Below are 23,301 nucleotides of genomic sequence, written 5' to 3'. Positions count from 1 at the left end.
TTGGAAACTGCCGCTATTTATGCGTTTGGCGCCGCTATCTGCTGGACGCTGGCGGGGTTATTTGGTCATGCGCCAGCGCGCGCCCTTGGATCACTTCATTTCAACCGCCTTCGGATGATTGCCGCGGCAGGGATTATGGCGGTGCTTCTGGTCATGACAGGGCGTAGTTTTGCCCTTGATCCAATATTTATCTGGCCGCTTGTTATGTCATCAATTGTGGGAATTGTGCTAGGCGATTTTTTCCTGTTTCTGACGATGCGCCGGTTAGGGCCACGCCGGACAAATATGCTGTTTTCATCTAATGCTCCCATGACCGCATTGCTGGGCTGGTTAATCCTTGGCGAAGTGCTGGTCATGCATGATGCGCTGGCTGTCATCATTGCCTTTGTCGGTATCTGTTTAGCGATCATTTATGGCAAGCGCCGCGATTTGATGCATGTATGGGAAGATGTGACACCTCCCTTATCACTGGGCATTCTGTTTGGTTTGCTGGCAGCTTTGGGGCAAGCGATCAGCGCGATTATCATTCGTCCCGCGATGAGTGACGGGCTTGATCCGATTATGGCCAGTCTTGTAAGGGTGATGATTGCGGCTGTGTTTTTCTGGGCAAGCTATCCTTTTGACAAGACACAACGCGCCAAACCAGTCTTGCCAGATGGCAAGATTCTGGTGAATGTTTTTTTCAACGGATTATTTGGTCTGGGCGTAGGCATGGCTTTGTTCTTGAAAGCACTTGAAACCGGACATATTGCGATTGTGGCGATTTTGACAGCCACGACGCCAGTATTGATTTTACCGTTTGTCTGGGTGCGAACCCGTATGATGCCTGCGTGGGGGGCATGGGTTGGTGCCTTTCTGGTTGTTGCATGTGCCAGCTTGCTGGTACTTTAGATACATGACGTCATGATCTTATGTGAGGCGGGGGCTGGTGACTGAACAAAACCGAAATGTGGCGCTTTTGATCCTGTTGGCGCTTGTCTGGTCGTCATCCTTTTCGGCGATCAAATTAGCGGTTGTTGAAACCGGCCCGCTGACGCTGGTTGGTTTGCGCACGCTTATTGGCTTTTTTGTGGTGCTGTTATTCATACAATTTCAGTCCGGTTTTGTCTGGCGTCCGTATGTGCGTCATCTTCCCTATCTGTTTGTCATGAGTGTGATTGGGATGAGCGTGCCATTTTATCTGATTTCCGATGCCGAACTGGTTCTGGATTCGTCACTGACCGGACTGTTGATGTCGGTTGGGCCTTTGTTGACAATCATCGGTGCGCATTTCTTTGCTGAGGGTGAACGCATGTCAGTCAATAAGATGATGGGCGTTCTGATTGGCCTGTCAGGGGTGGTGATATTGTTTGGGCACGCCGCGATGAATGCTGGTGGGACGCATATTATTCCGCAGATTCTGGTCTGTTTGGCCACAGGGTGCTATGTGGCGGCGGCATTGATGGCACGGCGATTGCCACAGGTGCCAGCGTTATTTATTGCGGTAGTGATTATGGGGTTTGTGACAATACAGATGGTGCCACTGGCATTTCTGTTTGAACAACCGCTGGCATGGCACGGGTGGTCAGGTGAAGCATGGCTGGCGATTTTATGGCTTGGGGCGTTACCAACCGGTTTTGCTTTTTTCCTGCGTTATCATCTTATCAAACGTGCTGGGGCTGGCTTTACATCCTTTATCGGATACCTGATTCCAGTTTTTTCGGTTTTTCTGGGCGCGCTTTTGCTAGGCGAGTCATTAGGTTTGGACAAATTTATCGCGCTGGGGCTGATTCTGACAGGGCTGGCGGTGGCCCAACGCACAAAGCAGGCGTAATCTGATAATGCTATTTTTACACAAATTAGAATCAGTATTTAAAAATCAGTGGACGAAAACGCCCAAAACAACGTAACGTAACGCGGTCAAAAAGGGGATTTACCGATCATGACGCCATGTATTTGGAAGACTGTATTAAATAAGGTGGTGGTTATTGCGCTGTCGCTTTTGCTAGCCGCGTGTCATTTAGCCCAGCCCCAGGTAACATCAACGCCGTTGAAAAAACCCGGTTCACAGACTACAGACACAGTAAGTCAGGATGTGGAAGCAACGCCAGCACCGCTACCTAGTCTGGAATTTGAATGGGATACAGGCTATTCGAGTGTCATTTTGCCGCCAGACGAAGTACGCAAGGCCGCTATAGAATCATGCAAGGCCCGCGGTTTTGCCAGAGGCTATATGATCAGTGTGGCTTTGAATGAAGGCAAAGTGCGCGCCCTATATGGATGCCGTGGCCCAAATTAGGCCACAGGCAGGTTTAAGAAAATTACAAATAAGCGTTTTGCTTTAGCCAGCGTCGGCGTCTAGGTCAGCCGCGTCAATGGCTGCAAGTGCAGCAGCTTCGTCATTATCAGATGTGTCACCGGATATGCCGACCGCGCCAAGCAAGACACCGTTTTTATCGCGAATCAGAACGCCACCAGGCACAGGCACGAAATTACCATCAGCAAGACCGTTCATAGCCTGAATAAAATAGGCCTGTTGTTCCGCCCGATTCATAAGCGCACGTGTGCCAAGGCCAAGTTGAATGGCGGCAGATGCCTTGCCCAACGCAATTTTGGCGCGAAGCTGGCTGACACCATCTTCTGACATGCACATGACGATTGATGCACGTGGATCAAGCACGACAACGCTGAGGGGTTTCAAGGATAATGCACGGCCTTTGGCAAGGGCGGCTTTGGCGATAATGTGGGCTTGATCAAGCGTAATTGACATTATGGACTCACTGTAAAGGTTGCAGAACAGGCAAAGAGATCAGAAACAAGGACAATCTAGAAACAGGTATGTATAGGACAACTGACGAGCGAATTTGGCATGGTTTCAAACCGTTGCGCAAGTCCCTTTATTGCCGATGCCAGCCCAAATATAAGCAATTTAGACTAGCCAATCTTGGGTGAAAACTATTAGGGTGTATCGCATTACAGGGCATTATGCTGGCCTGTTGTCAATCCAGTGTGGATTTGAGTTTGTTATGAATGGGGGAAGCATGACAGCGAAAACAGAACGTAATGATGGCGATAACATCAGATCATGGGCGCCGCAGGCGATCATTTATGAACATGACTCGACATCTTTTGAAGCTTATTTAGTGCTTGAAGGCGAGGTTGAGATTTTTGCGCCATTAGGTCTGAAGCTGAATACGATTGGTCAGGGCGAGATTTTTGGTGAGGCATCTTTGTTGTTGAATGCAAAAAGATCAGTTACAGCGCGGGCTGGCAATATGCCAGTCAAAGTGCGAAAAATTCCGCGTAGCTATTTCGACCAACTGCAAAATAAGGACCTTGTCATGACAGCCTTATTGAAGAATGTTCAGTTGCGGTTACAGGATTCAAACAAGCAAAGCAGTGACCTGGCCAAAGAAATCGGACAAATTCTGAAACTTGTTGAAATGCAGGTTAACACCAACAAGGAAGTGTCAACGCGTCTTAGTACTATTCATAAAAGGCTGAATGGTGAAATGATCTTTGGTGATTGATACAGCCAGAGGCTGTTAATGAGGGTGTTCAAAACCCAGCAGACGGAGTGATATAGGATGGAAGCAAGCGTAAAGACAGCTGGAAAAGCTGTGCCAGAAGCCCGTCGTTTTGCATGGCAGCATGAGGCAAGCGACGCGATGCGGCAGGCCTTTGCCGAAGATGGCTATCTGATTGTTGATGATTTTGTCACGCCAGCGATGTGTGACAGCTTGATGGCGCGTGCGCATAGCCTGATTGATGCGTTTGACGTTGACGCGCATCAGGTGGTGTTTTCAGCAACAGCGCAAAGCCACGCCGCCGATGATTATTTCCGCGAATCTGCCTATAATATTTCATGCTTTCTGGAAGAAGGTGCGCTGGACGCGGATGGCCAGCTTAACCGTGATAAACATGTGGCGGTGAACAAAATTGGCCATGCGATCCATGATCTTGATCCGGTGTTTTCTGCATTTTCGCATGCCGATGATCTGGCCGCTGTCACGCGATGTATTGGTATGGTCGCCCCTTTGCAACTGCAATCAATGGTGATCTGCAAACAGCCAGCAATCGGTGGGGAAGTGTCAGGCCATCAGGATTCAACCTTTATCTATACCGAACCGGAAAGCTGTATTGGTTTCTGGTTTGCGCTGGAAGATGCCACATTGGAAAATGGGTGCATGTATGCCGCACCAGGTGGACATCTGGCACCGCTTCGTGCCCGCTTTCAGAATGTGGATGGCAGCATGAAGATGAAGCAATTGGATGATGCGGAACTGCCCGAAGCGACGGTGCCGCTTATCGCGCCAAAGGGAACATTAATCGTGCTTCATGGGCGGTTGCCACATACGTCACCCCCGAATTTGTCGGCAAAATCACGTTATGCCTATACGATTCACATGATCGAAGAATCGGCGCATTACGCGGCAGATAATTGGTTACAGCGTCCTGATCATATGCCGTTGAAGGGCTTTTAGATGTCGGCCAAGGATGACGATTTTACCGAGCATCTGCTAGACCAATTTGCATCCTATTTCATTCTTACGATGGTGGGATTCTATATTATAAAAGGCTTGCGTGAGCATAAGCTACGAAGTGATGCTGCCGCGACACCTCCGCGATAGAACCTGCGGCCACGGTTTGCGTGTGGACCATCGTTATACATCAAAATGCAAAAATATTTTGCGGCGGTAATGCGCTGTGTTCAGTTGACATAAATGCAGTAAATGCCCAGATGGTTGTTATGGCGGCAGATGAATGGTCTGCCAGTGATTGAGGTATATGATATGTCGCAAAAGAAACTTGAAACGATTGTTCCCCCAGCGCCACCGCATTTCGTCGGTGACGGGTTTCGTGTGCATGGATTTATTCCAGGATCAGCTCCGCTAAGCATGGAACGGATGAATCCGTTTTTGATGTTTGATTATAACTCAAAATTCTATTTTCCGCCGTCCGACACGCCGCGTGGGGTAGGGGTGCATCCGCATCGTGGTTTTGAAACGGTGACGATCGCCTATAAAGGCAAAGTCGCGCATCATGATAGTAGCGGCGGTGGCGGTGTGATCGGCGAAGGTGATGTGCAATGGATGACCGCCGCATCAGGCGTGTTACATAAGGAATTTCACGAAGAAAATTTCAGTAAACAAGGTGGTGATTTCCAGATGGTCCAGCTTTGGGTCAATCTGCCAGCCAAGGATAAAATGTCGGCGCCTAAATATCAGGACATAAAGAACGCCGAAATGCCCAAAGTGAAGCTGGATAATGCTGGCGATGGTGATGGCGGCTTTGTCGAGGTGATCGCTGGAGATTATCAAGGTGCGACGGGGGCAGCCAGTACCTTTACACCAGTGAACATTCTGAACGCGCGAATGAAAAAGGGTGCGTCTGCCGCCTTTAACTTTCCCGCCGAGAACAATACGGCGTTTCTGGTGGTTGAAGGCAGTGTCATTGTGAATAATGCTGACAAGGTGCCAACGGATCATTTTGGTCTGCTTGAAAATGCGGGTGAAGATTTTTCTGTTACCGCCGAAGAGGATGCGGTTGTGCTGGTGTTAAGCGGCCAGCCAATCAATGAACCGATTGCTGCGCATGGCCCGTTTGTGATGAATAGCCGCGCCGAGTTGATGCAGGCGTTTGAAGATTATAATAACGGAAAATTTGGCTATCTGACCTGATAGATATTGCTTGCAAAGATATGTGAGTTGCAGACATCATGACCTGTCGGTAATTTCGGCAGGTGATGATATGACTATTGATGCCACCACATTGATAAACTTGGATCACTTTCCCATTCATAGTGATGGGCTGGCGCGTGATGCGTTGATTGATCAGGTTCACAAAAAACTGGCAGATGATGGCTGTGTGGTTCTGAAACAATTTCTGACACCTTTGGCGGTCAGACTTGTGACCAAAGAAGCCGATTCGGTCGCGCCATTTGCCCATCGTTCCTTTAACCGCACCAACGCATATTTCACCAAGGATGATCCGGCTCTGGATTCCGATGACCCACGGCGCCAGTTTTTTGATCGTTCGAATGCGTTTATTCCAGCTGATCATTTTACCACCGACGGGCCGTTACGCGTGATACGTGATTTTCCAGCTTTCGACCCGTTCATAAAGGCGTGTCTGGGACAGGAAAATGTCTATCGATATGCCGATCCGCTTGCTGATGTCATTGTCAATATGGCTGAAGAAGGTGCGGGATTTCCATGGCATTTTGACACTAATAATTTCACTATCACGCTGGCCATACAAAATTCTGATGAAGGCGGTTTGTTTCAATATGCGCCAAATATCCGTCGTTCAGGTGAGAATTTTGACGACGTGAAACAGGTGCTTGATGGAAGCTCGGACAAAATCGTGTCGCTGGCGCTTGAGCCAGGTGATCTGCAGATTTTCAAGGGACGTTACTCGTTACATAGGGTCAGTCCATTACGTGGTAAGCAGAAACGCTATGTGGCGATTTTTTCCTATGTTGAAGAGCCAAATATGGTGGGGACCCCCGAACGCGTAAAACAGCTATATGGGCGCGTATTGCCAATTCATCTGGAACGTGCCGGGCAGCGCGCCGATAGCTATATTGATTGAAGTACATGTGAAATAGGCGGCAACTGCAAAAGCAGGATATTCAGTGGCTATGTTTTTCTATATGCTTGAGGGTAGGAATGCGTGATTGAGATGCGTGCAATCGGCAGGTATCATTATGTTTGGTGCTGTTAGAAAGTGGAAATGACAAATGGTGCGAATGGGGTTTTTTGATCTGATCAGAATACGGGTGGGCGTTTTATTACTGTGTTCTTTGGCGATGGTCGGTGTTTCAAAGTCTGCTTCTGCGAACAGTACAGCCATTATGGTTACCGAATTTGGACAAGCTGATCTGACCGTGCGCATGAAATCAACAGGTGATGTTGATGAAGTGTGGCGTGTAACAGGTTCTTGTCAGATAGCGGACACCTATCTGTCGGTTCAGGTTAAGGATTATGGATATGCAGATTTGACCGTCAAAATTCAGTCTAAGGGCGATGCGGACAAGCAGATATGTATCAAAAACCCAGAAGATGTCCCCGAATGGATGATGAAAATGCTGTTTTAGGCATCAGCCTTTTCCAGATGTTTATAGACAGTGTTGCGGGATACACCCAGGCGGCGCGCGACAAGGCTGACATTGCCGCCGGTTTCAGCCCATGTTTTTTTAATCATAACGCATGTTTCCATGCGCACAGGCGAGCTTGTGCATTTGGGGCATGGTGCGACCGTTGCGCCACCAAGCGATGCTAGAACGATCTGGATGTCCTCACGGATTACCAACTCGTCGGATTTAGCGACAACAAGCTGCAAGACGCGGCGTAACTGTTTTATATTGCCAGGCCAGAGCATCGCCTTTAGATGGTTAATCGCCACTTTTGATAAAATATGCTGTGGTGATATTTCGGCCATCAGGGCATGAGCAATTTTTTGAAAATCGGATCGCTGTGCCAAGGCAGGAACTGTTATCTGACATCCCTGAATGGCCTCGTTAAATTCGTAATTGTAAGATGATTGGTCGTCACCATCATCAGTCAGGCATTTACCAGCAAAGAAAAACGCATTAATAGCGGGTTGATCTGCTATTTCGCGGCGTGCTTCCTCATGTGCCATGACCTGTAGAATGGTCTGCTGGATTTCAGATGCAAGAGTGGTGATGTTATCAAAAAAGATCGTGCCGCCACGCGCTTGCGCCAGCTTGCACGTTTTTCCACTATCGTTTCCAGCTTCAAAAAAGCCAAGTTGATCCATATCGCCAAAAAGCTGGGCTTTATAATTATCTGTATTCATCAAGTTGCAATCAATTTTAACAAAGGGTGTGTCCGTGAGAAAACATGTATGCAGATGGTGGGCAAATTCGGTCTTTCCGGTGCCGCGATCACCTTCGATATAGACAGGCAAACCCATTTTTACCGTGTTATGAACCATTTTGATTTGGTGGGCGAATAGCTCGTCGTCATAAACCTTTGCGCCAAACTGGTCAGCATGCTTTGTCGATAAAGTCTGGGTTTTGCTTTGCTGGTCTGTTGCAGGCTTTGCATGGTCAGGAAACCAGATATCTGGTGTTGTTGGCGATGCATTCAGGACGCGTTTTAAAATGGAATGCTGAACGGTCATGAACACGACGGACCCCATGACATCGCGGATCTGGATGACTTCATTGGCACGTAGCTGATCGATAATAGCCGAAAAATTGACTGAAAATACGTCGCCAAAATGCTGGCGGCTGGACAGGTCAAGACCGCTAAGCATGGCCTTGGCATTCACATTTGCACCTTCGATAAAGCCGTATGTGTCAACCGCAATCAAGGCGACGCTGGTTGTTGGCAAATATTCATGGCGTGCATGAAACGACAAGATAAGCGAGTTACTGAACTGTTCAACAAAAAGGCGATTTTCAACATTTCGTGAGGCCAGCTTAACCAGAGCTAGCGTGTGATTGTTACGGGCGGTCGCATCGGATGTGGCATCAATAACGCCGACAATGCGTTCTTCATGATCGAAAATTGGACAGGCAAAGCAGGATAGATCACCCAATTTATGGAAAAAATGATCCTGACCTGAGACGATCTGAGGTTGGCCACTATGTAGTGCCAGCCCCAGCGCATTTGTGCCACGTAGCTGTTCCATCCAGACTGACCCCGGAATAACAGCCTTGCCGCCTTCGCCAGCCTTGAAATCTTCATCCTGAATCGAATCAAGCACAACACCAGCATCATTTGCATAGGCAACCATGAAGTTGGTGCCAGCAATCTGGTTATATAAAAGTTCTAGTTCGGGGGTAACAAGCTGGCGGATATAGTCATTTTCTTCGAGTATTTCGGTCATCTGGTTATCAGAAATAACAGCTTCAACGGGCTTTCCCGATGATAGCAAGCCAAAATTTTTGCACCGTGCCCAGCTATCTGAAATTGCCGTTATGCCAGACTGGTCGCCATCGTTGTTGTGACCAACAACATTGCGCTGATTTTTACCAAAATTTGTATCCGCACACATACCGTAATCTTTCATTTTTATTACAGTAACGTCCGCCGATAAGTGGCGCAATGTTCAAAAAGTGAACAGTTTTTTGCGATAGTTGTGCAGATCTGAGCATATATCGGCGTTGTTTCGCAATTTTTTCCCTGCAAGGGTAAATTAGAAAAATATAGCAGGTGTAAAAAATGAAAGCACAAGTTCTTAATAAATATGACGATGATCTGACAGCATCAAGCTGGGTTGATATGGAAAATGTTCCTGACCCGATTATTGAAAAATCTAGTGACGTGATTGTCCGGATTGGCGGCGCAGGTGTTTGCCGTACTGATTTGCATATAATCGAAGGCGTATGGCGTGTGGCCAATGATCCCAATGGTGATGCTTTATTGCCGTTGATTATGGGTCATGAAAATGCAGGTTGGATCGAAGATGTGGGATCCGAAGTGGAAGGTCTCAAGAAAGGCGATCCGGTGATTGTGCATCCAAAGATCACAGGCGGTACATGTATTGCTTGTCGTCGTGGACATGATATGCACGGTGAAAACGGATCTTTTCCAGGGGTTGATTGTAATGGTGGATATGCCGAAGCTTTGAAAACGTCGGCACGTAACATCGTCAAACTTCCTCAGACATTGGTACCAAAAGAAGTGGCAGCCTATGCTGATGCCGGGCTGACAGCCTATCGGGCAGCAAAAAAAGCGTCACGTCATCTTTTGCCAGGTGAAAAATGTGTGGTTATCGGATCCGGTGGCCTTGGTCATATCGCCATTCAGGTGTTACGCGCCATGTGTGCAGCCGAAATCATCGTGGTTGATCCGTCTGAACTGTCATTGTCTTTGGCTGAATCCTGTGGTGCAGATCATTTGGTCAAAGCGGATGGCAATGAGGTCGAAAAAATTCTGGAACTTACAAAAGGCAAAGGTGCTGAAGCGGTGATGGATTTTGTCGCTGAGCGCGGCACGACAGCCAAAGGTCTAGCCATGACCCGGGACATGGGTAGTTATTATGTCATCGGCTATGGTGAAGACATTAACGTAAGTGCCTTTGAAATGATTACGACCGAGAAAAACATCATCGGTAGCCTGGTCGGCACATGGGCAGAACTTACCGAACTGATGGCGCTTGCCGACAAGGGCAAAGTCAATCTTGCAGTCCAAGAATATAGTCTTGATAACGCCAATCAGGCGCTTCAGGACCTCAATAACGGTAAGGTCAAGGGCCGTGGTGTTCTTGTCCCGTAAGATTTTTAAAAAGAAGTGAGTACCCAAAAACGGAGGAAACAATGAAGAAGACTATGTATGCAACCGGTTTGGTTGTTGCGGCAACATTAGTTGCCGGTACAGCTAATGCCGATAAGTGGAGCGATCAGTTTCCACATATTAAGAACACTGGCGATATAGCTGGTGAATGTTCGTATGAGTCTATGTCCAAAAAGGACTATAGTGGCCGTACATTAACCATCAACACACATGCTGTGCCTGTTATTGGTGAGCCAACAGCCCTGCATGGCGAGCAATTTTCCAAGTTAACAGGCGCGACTGTTAACATTACGCATACGCCTGCGGGTGATCTGTATGCCAAAGCAATGGTTCCGTTCCAAACTGGACAGGCACCTTATGATATTGTTTTTGGCTTCTCGAACTTTATCCGTGACTGGAAACAGTATCTTGAGCCTGTGCCAGCGAAATACGTGAACATGCGGCAGATGCAGGACGTAACCAAGTCACATATTGATGTGGCATCATGGGATGGCCAGATGATCCAGTTCCCAATTGATGGTGACCGTCATTATCTGAAATACCGCAAGGACGTAATCGATAACCCTGAGTTCCAGAAGAAGTACAAGGCTGATACAGGCCGCGAACTTCGTGTGCCACGCACATGGAAAGAGTATGGACAGATCGCCGCCTACTTTAATGCTCAAGATTGGGATAATGACGGCGAGCTGGAATATGGTGCCGCTGAAGTCATGGCGAAAGACATTCTGGGATCGGCTGCCTTCTTTAGTCGTTCTGCTGCATATTCAAAGAATCCTAATACACCAGGTGGCTTTTACTTTGACCTAGAAACAATGACACCTTTGATTAATAATCCAGGTTTTGTTGAGGCTCTGACCGATTGGGTTGAAGCTACAAAATATGTCCCACCAGGCGGCATTAACTTCAGTCTTGGCGATGAAATCAACTCATTTGGTGGTGGACAGGCTCTGTTCAGCTTTTCATGGGATGACGCCTTTGTAAAAGCTATGGAAGACGATAGCCCAATCAAGAACAAGGTTGGCGTAGCTCCTTTGCCAGGTGCTGATCGCGTATGGAACCGTGTTTCAGGTAAATGGGATGAAGGTTACAACCAAGCACCATTTATTGTGTGGGGCTGGGCTGCCGGTGTTGCCAAGAAAAGTGATGACCATGACATGGCCTTCGACTATCTGTGCTTCTTTGCCAATGATGCGAATCACCAGGCTGATATTGCCATTGGTCGTTTCGGTGTGAACCCGTTCAAGAAGTCTGACTTTGTTCCTGAGATCTATGTTGAGCGTCAGGGATGGGATCAGGAAATTGCCGAAGAATATTCTCAGACATTGCTTGATATGGAAGAGAAAAGCACAAACCGTGTGTTTCCTCTTCGTGTAGCGGGCACTTCGCAATTTACAGAAGCTGTTGCAACAGGAACAGCCAAAGCACTTGCTGGACAGCTATCACCTCAGGAAGCGCTTGATGAAGTTGCTGCTGAGTGGACTAAGATTGTTAAGCGTGTGGGTGCAGATAATGTCAGAAAAGCATATTCTGCCGGTGTCGCACTCGAAGACAACCTGAACTAATCAGGCTATAGTAAATAATATATGGTCACTCTGAATTGTCAGGGTGACCATATTAGCTAGTAAGATGAACATTTTACTTAGAGATTAATTATGAACTTTAAACATAAACACATTTTTCTATTACCCGGTTTGCTGACGCTGCTTGGCATTCTTATTTTCCCAATTATTTTTACAGTCCGGCTTAGTTTGTCTAGTTGGGACAGTTTTTACCCGGGTCTTGATTTCATTGGTTTGGAAAATTACGTCCGGCTTTTTACCGATGATCTGAGGTTCTGGGAGTCATTTGCCAGACTTAGTTTCTTGTCTGTAACGACCGTATTTCTGCAATATGTCATTGGCTTTTCGTTGGCGCTTATGGTCTGGGAGGACATAAAGTTTCAACGGTTTTTCAGAGTTCTGTTTCTGATCCCGATGATGTCCACGCCAGTTATCATGACTGTGATCTGGCGCACGGTTTTTCATGAGTCACTTGGTCCGGTAAATGATTTCTTCAGTTTGTTTGATATGGCACCTCCCTGGCTCAGCAACGAATATCTTTCTTTGGTGACAGTTATAACTGTTGAAGTATGGCAGTGGACGCCTTTTATGTTCCTACTGATGCTTGCAGGCTTGCTATCGCTTCCCAAAGAACCGTTCCTTGCCGCATCGATTGATGGCGCAGGCCCAATTCGTAAATTTGTATATGTCACCTTTCCATTGATGGCACCGATATCTATTGGTGCGATTATTATCCGCCTCATTGAAGCATCCAAGATCATGGATACGGTTTATGTGCTGACGTCTGGTGGACCTGGCACATCAACGGAAACATCAAGCTATTATATTTTCATCAAAGGATTGCGTGAATTCCAGATGGGATATTCCGCGGCTCTGTCATTCACATATCTGATTATCATGATTATCAGTCTGACAGTGATTGCCAATGTTTTGGTCAAAATTTTTATAAAGAAAGCCTAACTCATGACCTTTATATATCGTGCTTTGAAATACGGATTTGTCTCGGTTTGGTCGATGTTCGTAATCGCGCCATTTTTGTGGGCACTATCAACATCATTCAAAGACTTCAATTCAGTTACAGGCAGTGCAACCTATATTCCATGGGTTGATTTCGAGCCATCACTTGAAGGCTGGAAAGTGCTCGTAAGGTCGCCAGCGCAAGGTGGTGTTAATATTGTTGAACCGTATTTCAACTCGATCTTTGTGACCTGTTCGGCCAGCCTGATCAGCATCATTCTGGGTACGCTTGCGGCCTATGCGCTATCACGTTTTACGTTTAAAGCAGGCTTCATAAAGAACAACGATATAACCTTCTTCTTTATTTCACAGCGCATCATGCCGCCAGTTGTTCTATCGATTCCGTTCTTTATCATGCTTGGTTTCCTCGGGTTGCTGGATAGTCTGTTCGGACTGATTCTTGTCTATATCGTGTTGCTCATGCCGATTGCGGTATGGATCATGGTTGATTTCTTTAACAAGGTGCCACGTGAGATTGACGAGACAGCTCTGATTGACGGGTGTAATCCATATCAGGCGTTTTATAAGGTCGTGCTTCCAAACTCTATACCCGGGCTGATTGTTGCAGGTCTGTTCTGCATGATTTTTGGTTGGACCGATTTCTTCTTCGCGTTCATCCTGACCTTTACCGAAGTGCAATTATTGCCAGTAGCTATTGTGGCGCTGAATTCTTCAATTACACCATGGTGGAGCTTGTCGGCGTCGGCGCTGGTATCTGTTGCACCACTTATCGTGGTCGCGTTCCTTGTGGAACGCTATCTGTCAAAAGGCAATCTGTCGGGGGCATTGAAGTAACATGGATCTCGTTGCAGAAAATCTAACCTATAAGCCACAAGACGAATTTCATCTTGATGATGTGTCATTCACCATGAAACGTGGCCAATTATATACCATTCTTGGACGTACCCTAGCAGGCAAGACAACTTTGCTGAAAGCGATAGCAGGTCTTCTGACTGTTGATGGGGGAAGCATAAAGGTGGGTGGGCAGGACTTTGGCAATATTCCCGTATGGGAGCGTAATATTGCTATGGTGTATCAACAATTCATCAATTACCCGCATCTGACAGTGTTCAACAATGTGGCCTTTCCTTTGCGCCAGCGCAAATTGGATGAAGCGACAATCAGTCAGCGTGTCATGTCATCACTTCAAACGGTGGGTCTTGAAGGGTTTGAGGCGCGAAAGATACAGGCGCTTTCTGGTGGCCAGCAACAACGTGTTGCTTTGGCACGGTCGTTGGCCAAAGAAGCCAATATTTTGTTGCTTGATGAGCCGTTGGTAAATCTGGATTACAAATTGCGTGAACAACTAAGAGAAGAATTCAGGAATATTTTCTCGACGCGCGTATCGTCGGATTCAATCCTGATTTATTCCAGCACCGATCCAGTTGAAGCGATGCAGCTTGGTGGTGAGATTATCCTCATGGATGAAGGCCGCATTCTTCAGCAAGGCCCTGCTAAGGATGTGTTTGAAAATCCAGCCAATATCCGCGTTGCCGAAATTGCCAATGATCCAGCGATGAATCTGTTGCCTGGTCAGATTAGTGATGGCCGCATTGTGGTGAATAAGGATATATCGATGCCTGTACCCGCACATTTCAAATCATTAACCGCTGGTGATTATACATTTGGTATTCGTGCAGCTGATGTATCGTTGGCATCGAAAGGCTTGCCATTTCTTGTTGAACTGGCCGAAATCAGCGGTTCGGAGACCTATCTGCATGTCAAGAACGGCGATCAGACGATTGTCGGACTGCTTGATATGGTTCGTGATTTTACCGCTAACGAAAAGGTCAAGCTGGCACTTGATAGTAGCAAAATGTATGCCTTTGGTGCTGATGGTGCGCTTGTATCGTCGCCCTTTGGGAAGGTGAAATAATGGCTAGAATTGATCTTGATAATATTGCGCATAGCTATGATCCAAATGTGGCTGATCCAGTGTACGCTTTACGAAAGTTCAGCCTGACCTGGGACGATGGTGGCCGGTATGCCATTCTGGGGCCGTCTGGATGTGGTAAGACAACAATGCTGAACATCATGTCTGGTATCGTTACGCCATCCGAAGGGCGTATTCGCTTTGACGGTGAAGATGTGACGCAAAGCAAAACTGCAAACCGCAATATCGCACAGGTTTTCCAGTTTCCAGTCATTTATAACACGATGTCGGTTGGTGATAATCTGTCATTTCCGCTGGTTTGTCGGAATGTTGATTCCGCAGTGATTAAGCGCAAGGTACAGGAAGTGGCCGAAACGCTGAGTCTTGAGCATTTACTTGATAGGCCAGCCAACAGCTTGACCGCCGACCAGAAGCAACTGATTTCACTTGGCCGCGGTCTGGTACGAGACGATGTGGCGGCGGTGCTGATGGATGAACCATTAACAGTGATCGATCCGGATCTGAAATTCCGGTTGCGACGCAAGCTGAAAGAAATCAACGAACTGTATAAATCAACGCTGATCTATGTAACGCATGACCAGAATGAGGCGATGACCTTTGCCCATAATATTATCGTTATGGATGAAGGATCACTTGTGCAGGTTGGCACACCACAGGAATTGTTCGAGCGGCCACAAACGACGTTTGTCGGCTATTTTATTGGCGCACCCGCTATGAATATGTATGACGGGACGATCAGCGGTAAGAATGAAGTCAGTGTCGATGGCCATAAGTTCAAGACCAAGACTGATCTCAGTAAAATCAAGACCGATAATGTGAAACTGGGGATTCGTGCCGAATTCATTACATTGTCAGCCAAAAAATCGACAGGTGCCATTGAAGCAAATGTGACGCGGATGGAAGATTTCGGCAATTACCGGCTGGTAACAGCGCAGGTGAGCAGCATGGTTATTAAAGCCAAGATGAAAAGAGAAGCGACAATACCAACAGATAAAGTTTGGCTGACATTCCCCGCTGAACGTTGCTGTGTATATGCTGATGAAGTGCTTGTGTAATCAGCCATAATCACATTTTGGTTACGTGACGATCTTTAGTCTCTAAAGTTTTCAAACTGCAAGGGAAGGCCTGCATCCAGTTCTTTAATCAAAGTCATGGTTGCTTGTAAATCGTCACGCTTTTTGCCTGTTACCCTGACTTCATCACCCTGAATAGAGGCTTGGGTTTTCAGTTTTGATGATTTGATTGCCTTTACGATTTTCTGCGCAACGTCACGCTGGACACCTTGTTTTACCGTTACGGTTTGGCGCACTGTGTTACCGCCAGCCTGTTCAGTGTTTCCAAATTCCAGCGCCTCTGTATCGACGCCTTTGCGCGTTAGATGGGTAAGCAATAATTCCTCGACCTGACGCCGCTTGAGTTCATCATCAGCTATGATCAGAATGGCTTCACCTTCTTTGCTGATTTCAGACTTGCTGCCCTTGAAGTCATATCTGACCTGCATTTCCTTTTTTACGCCCTGAAGCGCGTTATCCACCGAGGTCATGTCGGTTTTGCTTACAATGTCAAAACTGGGCATATGTTTCTCCTATTACTAGCCTAAACCCAAAGAATGGATGCTGACTTTAATCGTCGCCTGATGTCAGGCTTGTCAGGCGTTAGTCTGCCACATTCGGCGGCAAAAAGAGAGATTGTTTTACAAAGTGAGGTGGGTGAAGACGTCAGATCATGAACACATCGAATCTGACTGACTTTCCGATTATCTGATGCGAGCATGGTCTTAGCCCCTCAAGCGGGCTGGCTTTGGCGGGCCATTTTAAAACAACGCGTTTTGATGCGGTGGCAAGGGCTGTCTGGATAAGCGTAAGTTGGTCTTCATCGACGCCAACAATCTCGCGGATAGCTCTTAAATCAGCTTTGACCAAGGCAGATTTTTGCCGTGGGGGGTGCATGGGATCAACCAGCACGACGTCAGGGTGCATGGATGGTAACAGGTCAATCGCGTCAGCATGAAGCAAGGTCATGCGATCAGCTATTTCAGCATGGAGACCACCGGCATTACGCGCGGCCTTAAGACCATCTTGAAGAAGCGTGTGCATCACATCCGATCTTTCGATCAGGGTGATTTGTGATCCCAGCGACGCCAGCAAAAAAGCATCCCTGCCAAGCCCCGCGGTGGCATCAACTATGTGCGGTGTTTTGCCAGCTTTCATGCCAACGGCTTTGGGTAAGCCCTGGCCGCGTCCGCCGCCAAACAACAAGCGGTGATTAACAGCACCGCCTATAAAGTCACATTTTAATGATTGGCTTTGTTTCATGATGTTACTGACTGGCGATCTCAAGAACAATTTTGCCAATATAGTTTTTCTCGGTAAAAGCCTGTTGAGCTTTATTGATATGTTTGAGCGGAAATATGTCAGCAACAAGCGGTTTTATGGCATCTGTTTCAATAAGTGTCACCAGATTAGCGAACACGCCCGCATCAAGCGCGGTACAGCCAAAAAAGCTGATATCTTTAAGATAGAGGGTGCGCACATCAAGTGTGACAAGTGGTCCCGCAACGGCACCTGCAACAGCATAGCGACCATGCCGACGAAGACTATCCAGCAAATCTGGCCAGCTAGCCCCCGCAACAAGATCAATGACAACATCGACGCTATTGGCGCCAAGCGTTTCGATAAGAGAAGCGCCCCTGTCTAGTACCCGATCAGCCCCTAGTGCTTTTAGGGCGGTTTGTTTTTCCGGAGATGTCACCGCATAAACCACGGCACCACGCGCCTTTGCCAGCTGTATGGTGGCAGAGCCGACACCGCCAGAGGCACCAGTGACAAGCACTATGTCGCCTGCTTTGACATGTGCCCGGGTTAGCATATTTTCTGCGGTTGAATAGGAACAGGGAAAAGACGCAAGCGCGACCGAGCTTAAGGCGCTGGTGATGCGGTGAGCGTGGCGGGAGGCAACAACCGTATATTCAGCAAAAGCGCCATTACATTCAGATCCGAAAAACCAAGGTTGATCGAGCCTTTTGCCATGCGCTTCATATAGGCATGGTTCAACCAGAACGCGTTCGCCAATCCGGTCATGTGACACGCCTTTGCCAACAGCCATAATGTCGCCACAAGCATCAATGCCCTGAATAAGCGGAAAGTTAAGCGGTGCGCCTGCCCAGCTTGCATCTTGATTGGCAGCGTCTGATTTTGAATACCAAGCAAGGCGGGTGTTGATATCGGTGTTATTGACCCCAGCGGCATGCATTTTTATCAGCACATCGCCTGTTTGTGGCTGTGGTATGGGCAGATCATCGCGATATTCAAGCATGTCTGGCCCACCATGGCCAAGAAGTACGACACCGTGCATCATATCTGAACTATCCGGCATTTTGTTTTCCTGTTATCAGTCTGTCCTGATGTGGTCGCTAGATTCCATTTTATTGGCCCAGCAAATATCGTTATAGAATGACCAAAGCGATAATTTAAAGAAAATCTCTGATTATGAAAAAAGCGAGCGGTATGATCGCGGCTGTAACGATGCCACTCAACCCCATCGCAACAGCAGCAAATACACCTGCTTCTTTGTCTTTGGCCATGGCGCGTGCGGTGCCAATGCCATGACTTGCCAGCCCAAAGGCAAAGCCGCGAGCGGCCATATTTTTGATCCTGAATAGATCAAGCACAAAGGTGCCAAGTGCCGCACCAATGATGCCTGTCACAATGGTAATGATGGCGGTCAATGACGGGACGCCGCCAATTATTTCAGATATGCCCATAGCGATGGGCGCGGTGACATTTCTTGGGAGCAATGATTTTGTCGTGACCAGATCAAGCTGAAGAATAACTGCTATCGCATAGGTGATGCCGATTGCAAAAAGCGATCCAAGTAATACAGAGGTCACTATTGCCTTTTTGGCACCGACAACAATATTCCAGTTGAGATAGATAGGGATCGACAAAGCCACCGTGGCAGGGCCTAAGAGAAAATGAATAAATTTGGCACCGTCGAAATATCGTTCATATTCCACCCCGAAATTTATCAGACAGGTACTAACCAAAATAATGCTGATTGCGACCGGATTTAAAAGCGGAAATAGCCCCGAAGCGCGATAAAGCCTATCGGCTAGCAAATAAGCGCCAATCGTAAGGGTCAGCCAGAAAAGCGGTTCGGCCTGAAGATAAACCCACACTTGATATAGCTTTGCGGCATCACTCATCGGCTTTGGCTTTGCTGGTTTTCAGGAAAATGACGGAGGTGAAAATCATTGTGAATATCGTGCCAAGCACGATCACGGCGATGATTCGTAGTAATTGCGCTTCAAGAAGTTGCAAATGCATGATGACGCCAACGCCAATAGGCACGAAAAGAAGAGATAGATATTTAAGTAAATTTTCAGATGTATTTATAATATTTGTTCTAAACGTGGTGACATTGGGGTTTATATTTTGCTTTGTGAGCAACAAACTCAAGAGCATCAAAATCAGCCCGATTACCGGCCCCGGGATAGCCAAGTCAAAATATTTTTGAAAAGCTTCGCCAGCCAGTTGAAAAATAAAAATTGTAAAGATAGCGCCTAGCAAATGACCCCACTCCTTTAGATACTGCGCATCATATCCGAATGGCTCTTATCTGTTGCATGGCTGGTAAGATAAGCAAGACAAAGCCAACAAGCATTGTATCCAAACCGGGAGCAATGAACAGCAACGATACCATGCCTACATACCAACGCATTGCAATTGGAATAGGGGCAACAAGATAGCCTGTGAAAGCCGCACCAATTAAGCTAATGCCTATCATAGCGCCCACTAATGTGACCGTGAAAACAGCCCAGGTGAATTCGCCAGCAATCAACAACAATGCTGGTGAGTAAACAAACACGAGCGGCACCAGCGCTTTGGCAATACCAAGGCGGAATGCTGTATTTCCTGTCTTGAAAGGGTTTGCCCCAGCAATACCTGCGGCGGCATATGCAGCAAGGGCTACGGGTGGCGTAATATCTGCTAGTACGCCATAATAGAACACAAAGAAATGAGAGACGAGTGGTACAACGCCCATTAACTCTAATGCTGGCGCCGCTACCGCTACCAAAATGATGTAGGTGGCCGTTGTGGGAATGCCAGCCCCCATGACAATACATGCCATAGCGATGAGCAGAAGTGAGAAAAACAGCGCTAGGGTTTCTAGCGAAAAGTAAGATAACGGCCATATCCCATTAAAGAAGACACCAATATCATTGGCCGTTTGCACCACGACATATCCAAGGCGGAAGCCAACTCCTGTTAGAGTGACAACACCTACAATTATCCCAACGCATGCCGCGGCGGCACCAACGGCGATTGTGTTACGGGCACCAGAAGCAAGACCTTCAATGAGGTCGCGTATTGTTAATCTGTTGTCAGGGCGTAAAAAGCCCACAACAACACAGGCAATGATGCCATACACTGCGGCAAAATCCGGGGTGCGACCAGAGAAGATGAAGTAAACCAGAACAATCAATGGCGTAATTGATAGCCAGTGTTTTTTGCAAACAGTGAGAAATTGGGGAAGTTCATCAGCTGACAGGCCGCGAAGACCTAGTTTTTTGGCTTCAAGATGCACCATGATAAAAATGCCGAAATAATGCAGCAACGCTGGAAACAGGGCCGCAGCAAGAATATCGCGTAATGGGATTTCAAGATATTCCACCATGATAAAGGCTGCTGCGCCCAAGATAGGTGGTGTTATCTGTCCGCCTGTTGAGGATGTTGCTTCGACCGCCCCTGCAAAATGCGGTGGATAACCAACACGCTTCATTGCCGGTATTGTTAAAGCGCCCGTTGTGACAGTATTTGCAATCGATGAACCTGAAATCGTACCCATAAAGGCAGATGAGAAAATCGCAACTTTTGCTGGGCCGCCAGCAAAGCGGCCAGCAATAACCATCGCCATATCAATGAAAAGCTGACCAAGGCCTATGCGTGTAGCCAAAACCCCAAATAAGATGAATAGGAACACATATTGTGCCATCACACCAATCGCGATGCCATAGATGCCTTGGTTGGTAAGATAAAGGTGATTAACAATCCCTGCGATACTTGTACCACCATGTTTGAGCGCCCCTGGGGCGTAAGGACCAAACAAGGCGAATAAAATAAAAATAATTGAAATGAGCGGCAAGGTAAATCCGATTGACCGCCGTGATGCCTCAAGCACCAAAAATAGTAAACATCCGCCAATAATAACGTCAGTAAGAGCGGGGTTGCCAACCCGCATCGCTACAATTTCTGGCGGTAATAGCGGCAGATACATCGCTGTCACAACACTGGCAGCGCATAAGAGATAATCGAGAATCGGGATGTCTTGAAGATAAAGCCAGCCAAAGTTTATTTTGGATGAAGCGTTAAATGGCGTTGTGTTTCGACGATAGCCAAACAGCAAAAAGGCAAGCCCTAGAACAAATGAGATGTGGATACCACGATGCATTAGCTCACGCATCAGGCCAAAGCCAGAGGCATAAAAGTGATAGACAGACATCGCCACTAGAGCAATTGTAATTGCTATTTTGAGAAATGGCCCAACAGTACGAAAGGCAGTTTCCGGATCAAATCTGCGCTCAATGTCCGTCAATTCTTCTGATGTAAGCGTACCAGTTGTATCAGCTTGATCTGACATTGTGCATCCTTGCTGGTTTAAAAAAGACCCCACACCCAAGTGTTATAAAAACTAGTGTGTGGGGTTATATTAAATAGATGAGGCTACTTTAACAGACCAGCTTCCTTGTAGAAACGCTCAGCACCTGCATGAAGTGGCACGCCTACGCCTGCCAATGCACTATCAGGTGTAATCGCTTTACCCTTTGAGTGACCAACGTCCATCAATTTGCGTGATTCCTTGTTCCACAAAGCTTTTGTAATGTTGTAGATCAGGTCATCATCTTCTTTTGCTGATGTAAACCACTGCGCACCAACAGCCACTGTAGATGTCGCATCGACACCTTCATATGTGCCAGCTGGAATATCGCTTTGCGCGAAAAATCCATATTCACTTGTTAGCTTCTCCGCACCGCTTCCTGCGATAGGAACTAGTTTGATGTCAGCAGATGAGGCCAATTCTACAATCGCACCTGTTGGATAACCTGCGACAACGAAGAACGCATCAATCTTACCATTGCGTAACGCTTCAGCTGCGGCATTACCTTTAAGTGCTTCGGCTGTGACGTCATCAACACCCAGACCATTTGCGTCCAAGATCAGATTGGCATCTACGTAAGTACCCGAACCTGGCTCATCAAGTGAAACGCGCTTGCCCTTGAGGTCTGCCACGGAATTGATGCCGCTATCTGCAAGTGCAACAAGGTGGATATGTTCTTGGAACAAAGCTGCAATTGTACGTAAGTCTGTTGCAGGCTCCTTGCCTTCCATTGTACCTGTTCCAGTAAATGCCCAATAAGCAACGTCTGATTGAGCAAAACCTGAATTACGCAGACCAGACAGGATAGCATTTACATTATCAACAGATCCACGTGAAGACACAGCAGACGCGATTAAACCTTCAACACCGCAACTGCCGCCTTTGCCACATTCACGAGAGCCTGGAGGCTTTGAGATGGCATTCGCAATCATGCCTCCAACAGGATAGTAAGTATAGGCAGTACCACCTGTTCCAATGGTAAAAAATGTTAGGTCAGCGGCAAGTGCATTAGCCGAAAGCCCTACAGCAAGCGCACTAGCTGCAACAACCGATTTTATTGATTTCATAAACATTACGTTCTCCAAAAGTTAAGATAGCCAACGTGCCTATCTGAGATCAAACCGTCAAGGTTAGGTATGTGAAAACTATATAGAATGAGAAGAATAAATGCACTTTTATAACTGCCAATCTGTCTAATCATAGCTTAAGAGCATTATCAGGCTTTTGGGTGGTCTCATTAAGACTTGCCCCGTAAGACTCGCCCCGTAAGACTTACCCTGTGAGAAGGTGGGATAATAAATTTGCTGGCGGTAAATAAAGACGCACAAACATCAAAACAACCCAATCCAAAGAAGCAAGGGCTGAGAGTCAGTGGCTTGTGACCCAGTGACTTAAAAACTTTTTGAAAAGCTAAATGACATTGAAACTTCGGGCTTAGATATGCACTGATTTTTCTTTTGAAGAGCTTTTATATGACGGCGACGTGCGGGTGCATCTTCACCAAGGCTTGGTGCAAAATCCATCTCTTCTTGTAAAGCAGCGCAATCAAGTAACGCATCCCCTGCTTTTGTAAGAAGAGACCGGTCTTGGGACGCACATGCGCCCAAGCAAGCAAGCGTTATCAATAATGGAATAGTTATCAACCTCATTGTCACAACGTACCAAATGGTAATTAAAAACAACTAAATATAATGCTAACCAGTGAAACATGGCTAGAGGTTCACGGTTCTTTACACCTGAGAACACCTATATTTTGATGTTCATGCAAAAGTGGATGACCTTTTTAGACGGTAAATAGCCTGTCAGCATCTGGTACCCCAGCGGGTACCCCGTTGCGGTTAGCAAATAATATAAATACTGTAAGCTGTTGAAAAAATGGCGCGCTCGGGAAGATTCGAACTCCCGACCCCTAGATTCGTAGTCTAGT

General features: G+C 47.0%; 24 protein-coding genes. 15 read left to right on the top strand and 9 right to left on the bottom strand.

Annotated features, from left to right (window positions below; genetic code table 11):
- From ABNT28_RS01380 to ABNT28_RS01370, 3 genes are all read left to right on the top strand, one after another.
- Entirely contained in the window at window positions 1-891 is an 891-nt protein-coding gene (locus tag ABNT28_RS01380) for a DMT family transporter (RefSeq protein WP_332924852.1), read from the top strand.
- Window positions 892-928: 37 nt separating this feature from the next.
- On the top strand, window positions 929-1,813 hold the full coding sequence (locus ABNT28_RS01375; RefSeq protein ID WP_332924853.1) for a DMT family transporter: 885 nt from the start codon (window positions 929-931) through the stop codon (window positions 1,811-1,813).
- A gap of 108 nt (window positions 1,814-1,921) precedes the next feature.
- Window positions 1,922-2,278 carry a hypothetical protein gene (locus ABNT28_RS01370; protein ID WP_332924854.1) on the top strand — a complete coding sequence of 119 codons (357 nt, stop codon included), beginning with the start codon at window positions 1,922-1,924 and terminating at the stop codon, window positions 2,276-2,278.
- Between the two features lie 42 nt (window positions 2,279-2,320).
- Here the strand turns inward: ABNT28_RS01370 and ABNT28_RS01365 are convergent, their stop codons facing one another.
- Window positions 2,321-2,749, bottom strand: coding sequence for a heme-binding protein (locus ABNT28_RS01365; protein ID WP_332924855.1), 429 nt, complete (start codon window positions 2,747-2,749; stop codon window positions 2,321-2,323).
- Window positions 2,750-3,020: 271 nt separating this feature from the next.
- Between ABNT28_RS01365 and ABNT28_RS01360 the strand changes: the two genes are divergently transcribed.
- The 6 genes from ABNT28_RS01360 to ABNT28_RS01335 all read left to right on the top strand — a co-directional run bounded on the left by ABNT28_RS01360 (window position 3,021) and on the right by ABNT28_RS01335 (window position 7,078).
- A complete protein-coding gene (locus tag ABNT28_RS01360) occupies window positions 3,021-3,509 on the top strand; it encodes a cyclic nucleotide-binding domain-containing protein (RefSeq protein ID WP_332924856.1) in 489 nt (162 codons plus the stop codon).
- 57 nt (window positions 3,510-3,566) lie between these two features.
- Window positions 3,567-4,463, top strand: a complete 897-nt coding sequence (locus ABNT28_RS01355; protein ID WP_332924857.1) for a phytanoyl-CoA dioxygenase family protein — start codon at window positions 3,567-3,569, stop codon at window positions 4,461-4,463.
- The gene (locus ABNT28_RS01350; protein ID WP_332924858.1) at window positions 4,464-4,610 is read left to right on the top strand and encodes a hypothetical protein; all 147 of its coding nucleotides are present in this window, start codon (window positions 4,464-4,466) and stop codon (window positions 4,608-4,610) included.
- Window positions 4,611-4,772: 162 nt separating this feature from the next.
- Window positions 4,773-5,660, top strand: coding sequence for a pirin family protein (locus tag ABNT28_RS01345; RefSeq protein ID WP_332924859.1), 888 nt, complete (start codon window positions 4,773-4,775; stop codon window positions 5,658-5,660).
- A gap of 70 nt (window positions 5,661-5,730) precedes the next feature.
- On the top strand, window positions 5,731-6,573 hold the full coding sequence (locus tag ABNT28_RS01340) for a hypothetical protein (RefSeq protein ID WP_332924860.1): 843 nt from the start codon (window positions 5,731-5,733) through the stop codon (window positions 6,571-6,573).
- 148 nt (window positions 6,574-6,721) lie between these two features.
- Window positions 6,722-7,078, top strand: coding sequence for a hypothetical protein (locus tag ABNT28_RS01335; protein ID WP_332924861.1), 357 nt, complete (start codon window positions 6,722-6,724; stop codon window positions 7,076-7,078).
- Here the strand turns inward: ABNT28_RS01335 and ABNT28_RS01330 are convergent.
- Window positions 7,075-9,006 (bottom strand): sigma 54-interacting transcriptional regulator, encoded by a 1,932-nt coding sequence (locus ABNT28_RS01330; protein WP_332924862.1) that lies wholly within the window; start codon window positions 9,004-9,006, stop codon window positions 7,075-7,077. The genes ABNT28_RS01335 and ABNT28_RS01330 overlap by 4 nt on opposite strands.
- 167 nt (window positions 9,007-9,173) lie before the next feature.
- On the opposite strand from ABNT28_RS01330, the gene ABNT28_RS01325 reads away from it, so the two are divergent.
- The 6 genes from ABNT28_RS01325 to ABNT28_RS01300 all read left to right on the top strand — a co-directional run bounded on the left by ABNT28_RS01325 (window position 9,174) and on the right by ABNT28_RS01300 (window position 15,772).
- On the top strand, window positions 9,174-10,229 hold the full coding sequence (locus ABNT28_RS01325; protein WP_332924863.1) for an NAD(P)-dependent alcohol dehydrogenase: 1,056 nt from the start codon (window positions 9,174-9,176) through the stop codon (window positions 10,227-10,229).
- A 41-nt stretch (window positions 10,230-10,270) separates the two neighbouring features.
- Window positions 10,271-11,809 carry an extracellular solute-binding protein gene (locus ABNT28_RS01320; protein WP_332924864.1) on the top strand — a complete coding sequence of 513 codons (1,539 nt, stop codon included), beginning with the start codon at window positions 10,271-10,273 and terminating at the stop codon, window positions 11,807-11,809.
- Window positions 11,810-11,899: 90 nt separating this feature from the next.
- Window positions 11,900-12,766: a sugar ABC transporter permease gene (locus ABNT28_RS01315; protein ID WP_332924865.1), complete on the top strand. Its 867-nt coding sequence runs from the start codon at window positions 11,900-11,902 to the stop codon at window positions 12,764-12,766.
- 3 nt (window positions 12,767-12,769) lie between these two features.
- Entirely contained in the window at window positions 12,770-13,618 is an 849-nt protein-coding gene (locus ABNT28_RS01310; protein ID WP_332924866.1) for a carbohydrate ABC transporter permease, read from the top strand.
- Window position 13,619: 1 nt separating this feature from the next.
- Complete coding sequence (locus ABNT28_RS01305) at window positions 13,620-14,699, top strand: ABC transporter ATP-binding protein (protein ID WP_332924867.1); 1,080 nt, start codon at window positions 13,620-13,622, stop codon at window positions 14,697-14,699.
- Entirely contained in the window at window positions 14,699-15,772 is a 1,074-nt protein-coding gene (locus ABNT28_RS01300) for an ABC transporter ATP-binding protein (protein WP_332924868.1), read from the top strand. Before ABNT28_RS01305 ends, ABNT28_RS01300 begins: the two co-directional genes overlap by 1 nt.
- A 35-nt stretch (window positions 15,773-15,807) precedes the next feature.
- Here the strand turns inward: ABNT28_RS01300 and ABNT28_RS01295 are convergent, their stop codons facing one another.
- From ABNT28_RS01295 to ABNT28_RS01265, 7 genes are all read right to left on the bottom strand, one after another.
- Window positions 15,808-16,293: a YajQ family cyclic di-GMP-binding protein gene (locus tag ABNT28_RS01295; protein WP_332924869.1), complete on the bottom strand. Its 486-nt coding sequence runs from the start codon at window positions 16,291-16,293 to the stop codon at window positions 15,808-15,810.
- 142 nt (window positions 16,294-16,435) lie between these two features.
- Window positions 16,436-17,035 carry a class I SAM-dependent methyltransferase gene (locus tag ABNT28_RS01290; protein ID WP_332924876.1) on the bottom strand — a complete coding sequence of 200 codons (600 nt, stop codon included), beginning with the start codon at window positions 17,033-17,035 and terminating at the stop codon, window positions 16,436-16,438.
- Window position 17,036: 1 nt separating this feature from the next.
- Window positions 17,037-18,092, bottom strand: a complete 1,056-nt coding sequence (locus ABNT28_RS01285; protein WP_348720881.1) for an alcohol dehydrogenase family protein — start codon at window positions 18,090-18,092, stop codon at window positions 17,037-17,039.
- A 94-nt stretch (window positions 18,093-18,186) separates the two neighbouring features.
- A complete protein-coding gene (locus tag ABNT28_RS01280; protein WP_348720880.1) occupies window positions 18,187-18,921 on the bottom strand; it encodes an LrgB family protein in 735 nt (244 codons plus the stop codon).
- Window positions 18,914-19,285, bottom strand: a complete 372-nt coding sequence (locus ABNT28_RS01275) for a CidA/LrgA family protein (RefSeq protein ID WP_348720879.1) — start codon at window positions 19,283-19,285, stop codon at window positions 18,914-18,916. Before ABNT28_RS01275 ends, ABNT28_RS01280 begins: the two co-directional genes overlap by 8 nt.
- Before the next feature lie 28 nt (window positions 19,286-19,313).
- Window positions 19,314-21,356, bottom strand: coding sequence for a TRAP transporter permease (locus ABNT28_RS01270; protein ID WP_332924873.1), 2,043 nt, complete (start codon window positions 21,354-21,356; stop codon window positions 19,314-19,316).
- An 83-nt stretch (window positions 21,357-21,439) separates the two neighbouring features.
- Window positions 21,440-22,441, bottom strand: coding sequence for a TAXI family TRAP transporter solute-binding subunit (locus ABNT28_RS01265; protein WP_332924877.1), 1,002 nt, complete (start codon window positions 22,439-22,441; stop codon window positions 21,440-21,442).
- Window positions 22,442-23,301: the final 860 nt, after the last annotated feature.

The sequence above is a fragment of the uncultured Candidatus Puniceispirillum sp. genome (assembly GCF_963979125.1).
Taxonomy (GTDB): domain Bacteria; phylum Pseudomonadota; class Alphaproteobacteria; order Puniceispirillales; family Puniceispirillaceae; genus Puniceispirillum.
The sequence above is the reverse complement of the archived record's forward strand: the minus strand, read 5'-3'. Positions and strand labels throughout refer to the sequence as shown.